General features: G+C 64.2%; 14 protein-coding genes. 7 read left to right on the plus strand and 7 right to left on the minus strand.

Annotation, left to right across the window (positions count from 1 at the left end):
- Positions 1-2 precede the first annotated feature (2 nt).
- From AC07R1_RS24415 to AC07R1_RS24430, 4 genes are all read right to left on the minus strand, one after another.
- Positions 3-677, minus strand: a complete 675-nt coding sequence (locus AC07R1_RS24415; protein WP_011058976.1) for an urease accessory protein UreF — start codon at positions 675-677, stop codon at positions 3-5.
- On the minus strand, positions 674-1,174 hold the full coding sequence (gene ureE / locus AC07R1_RS24420; RefSeq protein ID WP_015633955.1) for an urease accessory protein UreE: 501 nt from the start codon (positions 1,172-1,174) through the stop codon (positions 674-676). Before ureE ends, AC07R1_RS24415 begins: the two co-directional genes overlap by 4 nt.
- Positions 1,175-1,454: 280 nt before the next feature.
- On the minus strand, positions 1,455-2,087 hold the full coding sequence (locus AC07R1_RS24425; RefSeq protein ID WP_011058978.1) for a TetR family transcriptional regulator: 633 nt from the start codon (positions 2,085-2,087) through the stop codon (positions 1,455-1,457).
- A gap of 168 nt (positions 2,088-2,255) precedes the next feature.
- The gene (locus tag AC07R1_RS24430; RefSeq protein WP_103290441.1) at positions 2,256-2,681 is read right to left on the minus strand and encodes a hypothetical protein; all 426 of its coding nucleotides are present in this window, start codon (positions 2,679-2,681) and stop codon (positions 2,256-2,258) included.
- Between the two features lie 385 nt (positions 2,682-3,066).
- Here AC07R1_RS24430 and AC07R1_RS24435 point away from each other — a divergent pair, with 385 nt between their 5' ends.
- The gene (locus tag AC07R1_RS24435) at positions 3,067-5,142 is read left to right on the plus strand and encodes an AsmA family protein (RefSeq protein ID WP_495111011.1); all 2,076 of its coding nucleotides are present in this window, start codon (positions 3,067-3,069) and stop codon (positions 5,140-5,142) included.
- A 66-nt stretch (positions 5,143-5,208) separates the two neighbouring features.
- Here AC07R1_RS24435 and AC07R1_RS24440 read toward each other — a convergent pair whose 3' ends face one another.
- Entirely contained in the window at positions 5,209-5,739 is a 531-nt protein-coding gene (locus tag AC07R1_RS24440) for a ferritin-like domain-containing protein (RefSeq protein ID WP_015633957.1), read from the minus strand.
- Between the two features lie 110 nt (positions 5,740-5,849).
- On the minus strand, positions 5,850-6,773 hold the full coding sequence (locus AC07R1_RS24445; RefSeq protein ID WP_495111012.1) for a LysR substrate-binding domain-containing protein: 924 nt from the start codon (positions 6,771-6,773) through the stop codon (positions 5,850-5,852).
- A gap of 125 nt (positions 6,774-6,898) precedes the next feature.
- On the opposite strand from AC07R1_RS24445, the gene AC07R1_RS24450 reads away from it, so the two are divergent.
- The 3 genes from AC07R1_RS24450 (at position 6,899) to AC07R1_RS24460 (ending at position 8,866) form a co-directional block, all read left to right on the plus strand.
- Entirely contained in the window at positions 6,899-7,537 is a 639-nt protein-coding gene (locus AC07R1_RS24450; protein ID WP_072452016.1) for an FMN-dependent NADH-azoreductase, read from the plus strand.
- Positions 7,538-7,549: 12 nt separating this feature from the next.
- Positions 7,550-7,855, plus strand: coding sequence for a DMT family transporter (locus tag AC07R1_RS24455; protein WP_011058984.1), 306 nt, complete (start codon positions 7,550-7,552; stop codon positions 7,853-7,855).
- 120 nt (positions 7,856-7,975) lie between these two features.
- Entirely contained in the window at positions 7,976-8,866 is an 891-nt protein-coding gene (locus AC07R1_RS24460) for an esterase/lipase family protein (RefSeq protein ID WP_011058985.1), read from the plus strand.
- A gap of 2 nt (positions 8,867-8,868) precedes the next feature.
- Here the strand turns inward: AC07R1_RS24460 and AC07R1_RS24465 are convergent, their stop codons facing one another.
- Complete coding sequence (locus AC07R1_RS24465; RefSeq protein ID WP_011058986.1) at positions 8,869-9,774, minus strand: DMT family transporter; 906 nt, start codon at positions 9,772-9,774, stop codon at positions 8,869-8,871.
- Between the two features lie 96 nt (positions 9,775-9,870).
- On the opposite strand from AC07R1_RS24465, the gene AC07R1_RS24470 reads away from it, so the two are divergent.
- From AC07R1_RS24470 to AC07R1_RS24480, 3 genes are all read left to right on the plus strand, one after another.
- On the plus strand, positions 9,871-10,659 hold the full coding sequence (locus tag AC07R1_RS24470) for an AraC family transcriptional regulator (RefSeq protein WP_495111013.1): 789 nt from the start codon (positions 9,871-9,873) through the stop codon (positions 10,657-10,659).
- Positions 10,660-10,730: 71 nt separating this feature from the next.
- Positions 10,731-11,030, plus strand: coding sequence for a PsiF family protein (locus AC07R1_RS24475; RefSeq protein ID WP_011058988.1), 300 nt, complete (start codon positions 10,731-10,733; stop codon positions 11,028-11,030).
- 245 nt (positions 11,031-11,275) lie between these two features.
- Entirely contained in the window at positions 11,276-12,979 is a 1,704-nt protein-coding gene (locus AC07R1_RS24480; RefSeq protein WP_072444022.1) for a ShlB/FhaC/HecB family hemolysin secretion/activation protein, read from the plus strand.
- Positions 12,980-12,990 lie beyond the last annotated feature (11 nt).

Consider the following 12,990-nt stretch of genomic DNA (forward strand, 5'->3'; position numbering starts at 1 on the left):
TCCTAGGAACGGAACAGGCGGCTGTACTGGCGCTCGTGGGCCATGCTCGCCAGGGACAGGCCGAAAGCGGCGCTGCCATGATGGTTGGGGTCAAGGTTCGCGGCGTGGTGCTGGGCTTGCTGCAACAGTGGCAGCAGCTCGCTGGTCAGGCGCTGGGCGGCCTGCTGGCCCAGGGGCAGGGTCTTCATCAGCACCGCCAGCTGGTTCTCCAGCCAGCTCCACAGCCAGGCGGCCAGGGCGTCCGCCGGGCTTATGCCCCAGGCCCGTGCCGCCAGGGCCCAGCCCAGGGCCAGGTGTGGTTCGTCCTGGTGCGTCAGCAGTTCCCTGGCATCGCTGTCCAGTTCCGGCAAACCCTCCAGCAGTTGCTTGAGGGAATAACCCATCTGCCGGCTTTCCTGGTAAAGCTCGCGGGTTTCGCGGCTGGCCCGATGTTCCTCGCTCAACTGCTGCAAGCGGGCCCAGTCCTGGTCGGCTGCGGCCTGGCAGTGGGCGAGCAGCAGCGGTGCTTCGAAGCGTGCCAGGTTCAGCAGCAGTTGATCGCTGATCCAGCGGCGGGCGCTGGCCTGATCATTTACCCGCTGCTGCTCCACGGCCATTTCCAGGCCCTGGGAATAGCTGTAGCCGCCAATCGGCAACTGCGGGCTGGCCAGGCGCAGCAGGGCCCAGGCCGGGTTCATGGGCGGACGCCGAACTGGTGCAGGCGCGGCGGATAGTTGAAGTCTTCATCGCCGTGGCGCGAATGATGGTGGCCGCCGCCATAGGCGCCATGCTCGGGCTGGAACGGTGCCTCAAGGGGCGCGGTGCTGGCCCCCAGCTGTTCGAGCATGGCCTTGAGCACATAGTCGTCCAGCAGGCGCAGCCAGCCGTCACCCACCTGCAGGGCCACGTGGCGGTTGCCCAGGTGATAGGCGGCGCGGGTCAGTTCGAAGGCGTTGCGGCAGGTGACGTGCAGCAGGGCTTCCGGGCGGGCGCAGACCTTGACGATGCGCCCGTCCTCGGCCTCCAGGAACTCACCATCGTGCAGCGGTGGCTGGCCCCGCTCCAGAAACAGGCCGACGTCTTCACCGGCGGCACTGAAACAGCGCAGGCGGCTTTTGCTGCGGGCCTCGTAAGTCAGGTGCAGTTCGGCGGACCAGGTGGCTTGGGGGGCGGTTCTGCGGTGGATCACCAGCATCGGAAAGCTTCCAGCTATGAGCGATGCACAAGCCAGAGCAAGGGCCTTGCCAATCACTCGGTGGAGAGGAAAAACCCTTTCTCGATGCCGGAACTGCGCCTGAAAAAGGGGCAAAACCTTGTTTCATCTTGTTACAAATTGATGCGCTGAGCTGATTTATAGCACTGAGTTGGTGCGCGGGAAATGTTTTTGCTGCAATCCGGTGCCCGGCGGGCGGGCAGGCGCAAACGCGCAGCCCAGAGCGGGGCGCATAGTGTGAAGGGGGAGCGGTGCGGGCGAGTTACTCGGTGCTGCCCAGGCCTTGCCAGTGCTTGAGGCCGATGAAGATGAAGCGCAGTTGCTGGGTGATCTTGGCCTGGGGCGTGAGGTGTTCGGGCAGGGCCTGGGCCGGGGGATCGATGATGTCGGGCAGGGTGGCGAACACGCTTTTGACGATCAGGTCGGCCATGACGCTGAGATCGGCGGCGTCCAGGTGCTGGAGCTTGGGCATCAGGGTGAGGTCGGCGGCGAGGTCCGAACTGATGTTCTCGCGCAAGGTGGCGATGGCCTGGCGAACCGGCAGCGAGCCGCCGTACTGCTCTCGGGCCAGAAACAGGAACTGCGAGCGCTTGGCTTCCACCACATCGAGGAAGATGCGTACCGAGGCATCGATGATGCCGCCCATGACGAATTCATTGTGGCGCACCAGGCGGATGGTTTCGCGAAAGGTCTGGCCGACTTCGCTGACCAGTTCCAGGCCCAGTTGGTCCATGTCGCTGAAGTGCCGGTAGAAACCGGTGGGCACGATACCCGCGGCTTTCGCCACTTCCCGCAGGCTCAGGCTGCCAAACCCACGGCCACACTCCATCAGGTGCCGGGCGGCATCCATCAGGGCGTTGCGGGTCTGTTGCTTCTGTTCGGCGCGGGGCAGCATCGGCGGGGCGTTCTTTGCTCAATGGGAGCGGCGCACTCTAGCAAATCAACTTTGCCGGAGTCGAACTGCTGTCAGAGACAGGAGGGAGAGGCAGGGGGAAAAATGCAGCTGCTATAAAAGTCAAAGCCCGATCCAGGGATCGGGCTTTTTTCCAGGGCCAGCATGGCCTCAGCTCGCAGCTTGATGACGTTCGGCCAGGCGATCAGCACCGCCTTCGGCAACGGTCTGACCTTGAGGTGTACGGCTGTAGCCATCTTCCACCAGGCCTTTCTCTTCCAGGCGATCACGGCCGCCTTCAGCTACGTTTTGACCTTGTGGGGTGCGGTCGTAGCCATCTTCGGCAACGTTCTGGCCTTGAGGGGTGCGATCATAGCCGTCTTCGGCAACGCTCTGGCCTTGTGGAGTACGGTCATAACCGTCGGCAGCGACTTTGTTGCGTTCGATCAGGCGATCCGAACCGCCTTCGGCCAGGGTCTGGGTGAACACGCTGTGGCTGGCCTTGACCTGTGGGGTGGCTTGTTCAGCGGCTGGCAGGGCGAAGGCGTTGGCAGCCAGAACAGATAAGGCGAGGCTCAGTAAAAGTTGGCGTTTCATGATGGGTTGCTCCTTGGTAGGGCGATAAATTGGGTACGGAGCTAATGTTACCGCCGCTAAATCGATATAAAAGTTCATAAACACAATGGTAATAATCAACGGAATTGATTGTTTGCCGCGAAGGCTCTAGCTCGGGCGTTAACGCCGATTGCTTTTGCACCAGGGTGGGTATTTTCGACTCACTGCCGCTTCAGGGAGGGGCGGCTCGAGGTAACACAAAGCTGTCCGAGTGATCAGGAAAGCAGGTTTTTTCAGCGGATCGGGTAGCCGGATTAAACCTGCGCGGGCTTTGTCAGTCGTAGTTTTCATGGCCGGTGATTTTTCCATCGGCAGTTCATCGATGCGTCGTGGTTGGGCGCTCAGTTGTCTTCAGGAGCCTCGTGCAATGACGCGCACTCGTAAAATTCTCGCCTGGTCCATCACTGGCCTGATCCTGCTACTGGCGGTGCTGGTACTGGTGATCGCGTTCTTCGATTGGAACCGGATCAAACCCACGCTCAATGCCAAGGTCTCCGAGGAGTTGCACCGGCCCTTCGCGATCAATGGCGATTTGTCGGTGGTCTGGCAACGCGAACCTGACGAAGGTGGCTGGCGGGCCTGGGTGCCCTGGCCTCACGTGGTGGCCCAGGACCTGACCCTGGGCAACCCGGACTGGTCCAAGGCGCCGCAGATGGTCAGCCTCAAGCGGGTTGAGCTGCGCATTTCGCCTCTGGCCCTGCTGGCGCAACGAGTGAGCATTCCGCGCATCGACCTCACCGAGCCCGACGCCGCGTTGCAGCGCGTGGCCGACGGGCGCGCCAACTGGACTTTCAAGTTCGACCCCAAGGACCCGAACGCCGAACCGTCCAACTGGACGGTGGACATCGGTGCCATCGGTTTCGACAAGGGCCACGTGACCCTCGATGACCAGAGCCTGAAGACCCAGCTGGACCTGCAGGTGGAACTGCTCGGCAAGCCGATTCCGTTCAGCGATATCGTCGGTGAAAGTGAAGCGAAGAAGGTGGCCGAGAAAGGCGCCGAGGCCCAGGCTTATGCGTTCGCCCTCAAGGTCAAGGGCCAGTATCACGGGCAGAAGCTCGCCGGCACCGGCAAGATCGGCGGCCTGCTGGCCTTGCAGGATTCGCGCAAGCCGTTTCCGCTGCAGGCCCAGGCGCAGATCGGCGACACCAAGGTGGAGCTGCGCGGCAGCCTGACCGACCCGCTGAACCTCGGCGCCCTGGACCTGCGCCTGAAGCTGGCGGGCACCAGCCTGGGCAACCTCTACCCGCTGACCGGGGTGACCCTGCCGGATTCGCCGCCCTATTCCACCGACGGCCACCTGACCGCCAAGCTGCACGATCCGGCGGGCGCGACCTTCAGTTACCAGGACTTCAACGGCAAGATCGGCGACAGCGACATCCACGGCAACCTGACCTACGTGGCCAGCCAGCCACGGCCCAAGCTCAGTGGCGCGCTGGTGTCCAACCAGTTGCTGATGAGCGACCTGGCGCCGCTGATCGGCGCCGACTCCAACGCCAAGCAGAAGGCCCGGGGCGGCGAGAGCAAGCAGCCGGCGGACAAGGTGCTGCCGGTGGAAGAGTTCCGCACCGAGCGCTGGCGGGACATGGACGCCGATGTGGAATTCACCGGCAAGCGCATCGTCCACAGCGCCGAGCTGCCGTTCACCGATCTGTACACCCACCTGGTGCTCAACGACGGCCAGCTCAGCCTGGAGCCCCTGCGCTTCGGCGTGGCCGGCGGCAAGCTCGACGCCCAGATCCGCCTCAACGGCCACACCACGCCGCTGGAGGGCCGGGCCAGGCTGACGGCGCGCAATTTCAAGCTCAAGCAACTGTTCCCCACCTTCGAACCGATGAAGACCAGCTTTGGCGAGCTCAATGGCGATGCCGACATCGCCGGTCGCGGCAACTCGGTGGCGGCCCTGCTGGGCAGCGCCAACGGTGACCTGAAGATGCTGATCAACGATGGCGCCATCAGCCGCAGCCTGATGGAAATCGCCGGGCTCAACGTCGGCAACTATGTGGTCGGCAAGATGTTTGGCGACAAGGAAGTGAAGATCAATTGCGCGGCGGCCGACTTCGGCATCAAGAGCGGCCTGGCGACTTCCCGGCTGTTCGTCTTCGACACCGAGAACGCCATCATCTACATCGATGGCACCGCCAATATGGCCAGCGAGCAACTGGACCTGACCATCACTCCGGAATCCAAGGGCCTGCGCCTGTTCTCCCTGCGCTCGCCGCTTTATGTACAGGGCAAGTTCATCCAGCCCAGTGCCGGGGTCAAGGCCGTGCCCCTGGTACTGCGCGGTGCCGGCATGGTGGCCCTGGGGGTGATCGCCGGGCCGGCGGCGGGGCTGCTGGCGCTGGTGGCGCCCAGCGGCGATGAGCCCAACCAGTGCGCGCCGCTGTTGCAGCAGATGCGCTCGGGCAAGGCACCGGTGACGGTGAAACCGACTCATTAAGGGCCTGGGCGCGCGGCCAGAAAAAAGCCCGCCGCTGCAGGCAGGGCGGGCTTGGGGGAGAGGGCGTTACAGGTCGTTGAGGATGTCTGCCATGTCGTCGGCGTGTTCTTCTTCCTGGGCCAGGATCTCTTCGAACAGGCGGCGGGTGGTGGGGTCCTTGTCACCGATGTACTGGATGATCTCGCGGTAGCTGTCGACCGCGATGCGCTCCGCCACCAGGTCCTCGTAGACCATTTCCTTCAAGGTGTTGCCGGCCACGTACTGGGCATGGGAGTGCTTGGACAGCAGGTCGGGGTTGAACTCCGGTTCGCCACCGAGCTGGACGATGCGCTCGGCCAGTTTGTCGGCGTGCTCGGCTTCCTGGGTGGCGTGTTCGAGGAACTCGCTGGCGGCGACGCTGGCCTTGATCCCGTTGGCCATGAAGTAGTGGCGCTTGTAGCGCAACACACAGACCAGCTCGGTGGCCAGCGACTCGTTGAGCAGGCGCAGTATCTCCTCGCGATCGGCGTTGTAGCCCTCGGTCACGGCTCCGTTTTCCACGTGTTGGCGGGCCCGTTCGCGCAGGGTGTTCACATCAGACAAATGCATGTCGCTCATCTCGATCTCCTGGAGGCTAATCCGATTTACGCCAGGCTCTGTTGGCCTGATCGCTACCTTGGTTGTGAGTCGCGGCGGCGGCAAAAAGTTTTATCGGATGTGCCCGGCGGTCAACTGCGTGCCAGTGACGGGTGCCCGGCCAGCAATGATTCCTGCTGCAGCCATTGAAGAAAGGCGCGCACCGGCGGATGGCGCTCGCGGCCGGGCACGCATAGGGCGCTGTAGCCGGCGCCGTCCACCTGGACTTCGGGTCGGTAGGGCTGCAGCAGGCCGCTGGCCACGCTCTGGGACACCAGGATGTCGCTGGCCAGGACCAGGCCCTGGCCGGCAATGGCCGCTTGCAGGGCGTACTGTTCCTCGTCGTAGGAGCGGATCAGCGGCGCGTCATCGAACCAGCTTTCCCCGGCCTGGGCGCACCAGGCCTGCCAACCGTCGGCATACAGCCGGGAGTTGCGCCAGTGCACGCTGATCAGGGTCGGCGCCTGCTGGCGGGCCAGGGCCACCTGCTGGGGCGAGCCGTAGACCGCGAAACGTTCGTCGAACAGGCACAGGCCGTGCAGGTCCAGGTAGCCCTCCTGGCTGTAGCGGATCGCCACGTCGATGCTGGCGTCCTGTTGCAGGTCCACCACCTCGCACTGGGTATCCAGGCGCAGGCTGATGCCGGGGTGCCGGGCATAGAAGCGCCCCAGCCGCGGCACCAGCCACAGGGCGGCAAAGGCCGCGGTGGTGGAAACGGTCAGTTGGGCATTGCTGGGTGTGGGCCGCAGCGTATCGACACTCTGGGTCACTTCCAAAAGAGCACCGTGCAAGCTGTGAAACAAGCGCTGGCCGGGCTCGGTCAGGCGCACCTGGCGCGGCAGTCGTTCGAACAGCGCCACCCCCAGCCAGTGCTCCAGGCTGCGGATCTGGTGCGACACCGCGGTGGGCGTCACCGACAGGTCATCGGCGGCGGCCTTGAAACTCAGCAGGCGCGCGGCGGACTCGAAAGTGCGCAGGGCGGTGAGGGGCAGGTGGGCGAACATCGAGTGCTCCATGGCTGAGATAAATTCATCTGGAAGAAATTCTGTTCATTTGTTGCAGTGCGGCTGTGCTCTTAGCTTTAGCGCGGACCGGCCTTGGTTTCAAGGCCGCCATCAGCAACCCGTCTGAGGCAGATGAGATGAGTACAGTTCTTGCGATCCACGGTAGCCCACGGGGCGAGCGTTCCCACAGCCGGCGCCTGGCCGACGCCTTCCTCCAGGCCTGGCAAGCGGCCAATCCCCAGGGGCGGTTGACCCGGCGCGAGGTTGGCCGGGGTGCCTTGCCCCACGTCAGCGAAGCCTTTATCGCCGCCGCGTTTTATCCACAGCCCGAGGCGCGGCCTCTGTCGATGCAGGCCGACCTGGCCCTGAGCGACGAACTGGTGGCGGAGTTGCTTGGCCATCAGCGCCTGGTGATCTCGGCGCCAATGCACAACTTCAGCGTGCCCAGCGGGATCAAGGCCTGGGTCGATCACATCGTGCGCCTGGGGCTGACCTTCAACACCCAGCAGGACAACGGCGTGGCCCAGTACCAGCCCCTGGTGCAGGGCAAGAAGGTGTTGATCGTTACCAGCCGCGGCGGGGGCGGCTTTGGCCCGGGGGGCGAGCATGAAGCGATGAACCACGCGGACCGCTGGTTGCGCACGGCCCTGGGTTTTATCGGTATCGAAGACGTCACCGTGGTTGCGGCGGAAGGCGAGGAGTCGGCGCCCGAGCGATTCGCGCAGTCCTGTGGCGAAGCCCAGCAGCGCCTGCTGGCCCTGGCGCAGAGTTTCTGAGGGGGCGGCGCCATGGCCTGGATGTTCCTGCTGCTGGCGGCGGCCTTCGAGGTCACGTTCGCCATGGGCATGAAGTACGCCGAGGGCTTTACCCGGCCCTGGCCGTCGCTGCTGACGGTGGTCGCGGCGGTGGGCGGGATCTATTTCCTGACCCTGGCCATGCGCGAGTTGCCGGTGAGCGTGGCCTACCCGATCTGGACCGCCATCGGTTCCCTGGGCACGGTGCTGCTGGGCTGCCTGCTGCTGGGAGAAAGCCTGACGGCGGTCAAGCTGGTGTCGGTGGGGCTGATCGTGGCGGGGGTGGCCGGGCTGAAGTAGCTACCGGGAGAAACGGGCTGTCACCGGTTTGTCGCCAAAGCGTCATGGGGGCTGACGACGGCCCCGGTTATGGTCTAGCTTTCAGCCAGCCCCGCTGCCTTCGCACAAGGATGTCGCCGCATGTCCCAAGAGCTTGCCACCCGTTACCCCCTGGTCCTGGTGCCCGGCATGCTCGGCTTTGTCCGCCTGCTGCTGTACCCCTACTGGTACGGGATCATTCCGGCCTTGCGCCGGGGCGGGGCGCAGGTGATCGCGGTGCAGGTCTCGCCGCTCAATTCCAGCGAGGTGCGCGGTGAGCAGTTGCTGGCGCAGATCCAGCGGATCATGGCCGAGACCGGCGCAGCCCGAGTCAACCTGATCGGCCACAGCCAGGGCGCGCTCACCGCGCGCTACGCCGCCGCCAGGCGCCCGGACTGGGTGGCCTCGGTGACGTCGGTGGCGGGGCCCAACCATGGCTCCGAGCTGGCGGATTATCTGCAACGGCATTCACCCGCCCATAGCCTGCGGGGGCGAGTGCTGAGCCTGCTGCTGAGGGGGATTTCAAGCCTGATGCGGTTGCTGGAAACCGGCTATCGCGGACCGAAGCAGCCGGTGGATATCCATGCTTCGCACCAGTCCCTGACCACCGAGGGCGTGGCCCTGTTCAACCGCCAGTACCCCCAGGGGTTGCCGCAGGAATGGGGCGGGCAAGGGCCGGCGCAGGTCGACGGTGTGCACTACTACTCCTGGTCCGGCATTTTGCAGCCGGGCAAGACCAACCGCGGGCGTAATCTGTTCGACGGCACCAACCGCAGTTGCCGGCTGTTCGCCCGCACCTTCGTCCGTGAAGCCGGCCAGTGCGACGGCATGGTGGGGCGCTACAGCTCGCACCTGGGGCAGGTCATTGGCGATGATTACCCGCTGGACCATTTCGATATCGTCAATCAGTCCCTGGGGCTGGTGGGCAAGGGCGCGGAGCCGATCCGCCTGTTCGTCGAACATGCCCGGCGCCTCAAGGCCGCCGGCCTCTGATCTCAGCGTTGCCCGGCAGAAGCCGGCTTGCCGGCGAGCGGTCCCAGCACGGTGGTCCAGCGTTCCGAGAGAATCACCCCGCCCAAGGTCAGCAAGCCACCCACCAAATGGAACCAGGCCAACTGCTCATGCAGCACCACTGCCGCAATCAGCGCCGTGATCAACGGCAGCAGATTGAAAAACAGCGTGGTCCGGCTTGGCCCCAGGCGCACCACCGCCTGCATCCAGGCCAAGGGCGCGAGCATCGAAGCCAGCAGGCAGGCATAGAGCACCAGCGGAATGTTCTGCAGAGTCGGGCCTACCTTCGGCGAAGCCAGGAACAACGGTAGCAGCACCACGACCGCCACCAGCACCTGCAGATACAACAGCACCAGCGGCGGCAGGCGCAGCTGCCATTTCTTCAGCAGGGTGCTGTAGATGGCGTAGGCCAGGGTGGCCACCAGCATCATCGCGTCCCCCAGGTTGACCCCGTGTTGCAGCAGCGCGGCCAGGCTGCCGGAGGACACCACCACCAGCACCCCGGCGAAGGACAGCACGGCGCCCACCAGGGCTCCGGCAGTCAGGCGCTGGCCCAGGGCCGCGATGGCCATGGCCAGGGACATCAGCGGCATCAGCGAAAGGATGATGCCCATGTTGGTGGCCGAGGTCAGGCTGGCGGCGAAGTAGGCCAGGCTCTGGTACACCGCCATGCCCAGCACGCCGAGAATGGCGATGCGCCAGAGGTTGGGGCGGACCTCCGGCCAGTGCTTGATCACCGGCTTGAGCATGAAGGGGGTAAACAGCAGGCCCGCCAGCAACCAGCGATAGAAGCCGATCTCCGCGGGAAAGATCGCGCCCACGGCGAGTTTGTTGATCACGGTATTGCCGGCCCAGATAAAGATGGCCAGCAGTGGATAAGCGTATTGCATGGAGACAACCAGAAAGTTGATGAAGGCTGATTATCCTCTTGTCCGGATCAATGCCTATACTGCGAACCGGACAACCCGCCCCGACATCCGGACAGCATGAGCAAAAAACACATCCATCTCCTGGATTTCCACGGGCTGCCCGCGCCGGTGTACTTCCGCTATGCCGACTTCGCCGCCCACAGCCATGCCCTGGAGCATCGTCACCCCTGGGGCTGCCTGGAGTATTCGGCCCACGGCGTGATGCACATGGAGATTGCCGGCCAGCGTTTCATGTCGCCGCCGCAATATGCGGTGTGGGTGCCGCCACAGACGCCCCACAGTTTCTACACCGCGCAGCCGATCAACTACCGCGCCGTACTGCTGGCCCCGGAGCTGTGTGCCGAGTTGCCGGCCGGGGGCAGTACCCTGGCCATCAGCGAGATCCTCAAGGCGATCCTCAAGGACTTCGCCGCCCGTGACGTGCAGATCCCCGAGGGCGAGGCCGACCAGCGCCTGGCCCAGGTGCTGCTGGACCAGTTGCGCCAGGCGCCGGTGCATACCTGTTACCTGCCCTACGCCAGCAGCCCCGACCTGCTGCGGGTGCTCCAGGCCCTGCAGGCCGAACCGGGCAACAACCAGCCTTTGGCCCACTGGGCGGGGCTGGCCCATGTCAGCGAGCGGACCCTGGCCCGGCAGTTCGTGCGCGAATTGGGCATGAGTTTTGGCGAATGGCGCCAGCGCCAGCGTTTCCTGGCCTCCATCGAGGCCCTGGAGAGCTCGCGCAGCATCCAGGAAATCGCCTTCGACATGGGCTACAGCAGCGCCTCGGCGTTTATCGCGATGTTCCAGCGCCAGGCTGGCAGCACGCCGGAGCAGTATCGCCGGGCCGGCCTGCAGAACAGGTGAAGGTGTAACAGGCTTTGTCTACACTGCGCTGGAGGCCGTGCCCGTCGGTGCGGTGACAAGGAGAAAACTCCATGAAGATGTTGCGTATTCCGTTGTTGATGGTGGGCCTGCTGCTGTGCTCCCAGGGTTTTGCCGCCACCGCCCAGCAGAACAAGATGACCACCTGCAATGCCGAGGCCACCGCCAAGACCCTGAAGGGCGATGAGCGCAAAGCCTTCATGAGCACTTGCCTCAAGGCGGCCCCGGCAGCTGCGGCTACCCCGTCCACGCCTCAGGAAAGAATGAAGACCTGCAACGCCACGGCCACCACCCAGGCGCTCAAGGGCGATGCGCGCAAGGCGTTCATGAGTGATTGCCTGAAGAAGAAATGAGCCTGAATCGATGGGGCCGAGGTATCGCGCGCGCTACAGGACCTTGGCCTGCATCGGTTTTTCAGAGTTTCGCAGCATATAAACCATTAGCTTTCAATGAGATAGGTCTGGAAGCTACCGCTCGTCGCTTTTTTGTTATGTAAATTTTTTTACATTTACACTTTGTTCCCTTCGAAAACAGGTGCCGGGACGCACCACGCGGACGTTTGGCCAGCCAAAATCCGTGATTCTAGGGAATGGAAAGCATGTCGCGTTTTGGCTTGTTCAGGCCTGTAGTAGCGTTTTGTGCTTTGTCTGCTTCGCTCGCGCTCAGCGCCGCGCCGCTGCAGACGCCGGGTGATCGCGACCTGATTCGGGATCGCCAGCAGCAGTTGCTGCAAGAGCAGCAGAAGCGCCTCGACGAACTCCAGCAACTCCCCGGCAAGACCTTGCCCCCCGAGCCTGCCCCGCAACCGGGCGAGCAGCGCTGTTTCACCATCAAGACCGTGATTCTCAAGGGGGCCGATCATCTTTCCGCCGCCGATCGCGAGCGCCTGGTGGCGCCCTATCGCGACCAGTGCCTGTCGGTGACGCAGATTAACACCCTGCTCAAGGCCATCACCCATCACTACCTGCAGCAGGGCTATGTCACCACCCGGGCCTACCTGCCGGCCCAGGAACTGGCCTCGGGGCAACTGACCATCGTGGTGGTCGAAGGCCGCCTGGAGAGCCTGGACAGTTCCGCCCTGGCCAGCTCGCGGGAACTGGCCATGGCCTTTCCCGGCACCACCGGCGAGGTGCTCAACCTGCGGGAGCTGGAGCAACTGGTGGACCAGCTGACTCGCCTGCCTTCGCGCCAGGTGGAACTGGAACTGGCCCCTGGAGAGAAACTGGGCGACAGCCGTGTCGGGCTCAAGGGCCAGCGTCTGAAGCCCTGGCGGGTATCGGCCACCCGCAACAACAGCGGCGACAAGAGCACCGGCGAGCAGCAGGCCGGCCTCGGCCTGGACTGGGACAGCCCCCTGGGCCTGGCAGACCAGCTCAGCCTGCGTGCCAATCAGGACACGGTCAGTGACCGCTGGCGCCACTCCGACAACCAGAGCCTGTTCTACAGCCTGCCCTGGGGCTGGTGGACCCTCAGTTATTCCTACAGCCAGAGCTACTACCGCACCCGCAATGACAGCACCGGCTTCGACTTCACCATGGACGGCGAAAGCAAGAACCAGCAGTTGCGCGCCGAACGGGTGCTGCACCGCGACAACCTGAGCAAGACCGGCATGAGCCTGGGCCTGAGCCAGTTGCGCACGCGCAACTACCTCGATGACAACCTGATCGACGTTTCCAGCAACCGCATCACCGAAAGCCAGCTGGGCTTCAACCATGGGCGGCGCATCGGCAATGCCCTGGTCAACGCCGACATTGGCTGGCAGCAGGGCATCGGCGCCCTGGATGCCCAGGGCAGCGGCAATCCCCATGGCAGCGAGCCGGTCGCCCGTTACAACAAATACAGCCTGACCCTGAGCTACCTGCAGCCCTTTCGCCTGTGGAACGAAAACTTCAGCTTCGACAGCCTGGCCACCGGGCAGCGCAGCGAGGACGTGCTCTTCAGCCCCCAGCGCATCAGCCTCGGCGGCCTCAACTCGGTGCGTGGCTTCCAGGACCAGACCCTGTCCGGCAACAGCGGCGGCTACTGGCGCAACCAACTGCGCTGGCGCCGTGCGGTGACCTGGCCGGCGTTGCAGCCTTTTGTCCAGGAATACGGCATGGCCTTTGCGTATGACGTGGGGGTGATCAAGGGCGATCGCTACAACCAAGATGCCCGCGGCCGCATGAGCGGCAATGCCCTGGAACTCAATGCTCGCGGCCAGTACCTGGCTGCATCCGTCAGCTTCGCACGCTCCCTGGAGCGACCGGCAATTATCGAGAGGCGAGAGCACCCGGTGTACTTCCGGGTAGACCTGTTCTTCTGACTCGCCCGCAA

This window comes from Pseudomonas sp. GW821-FHT07F01, assembly GCF_059418825.1.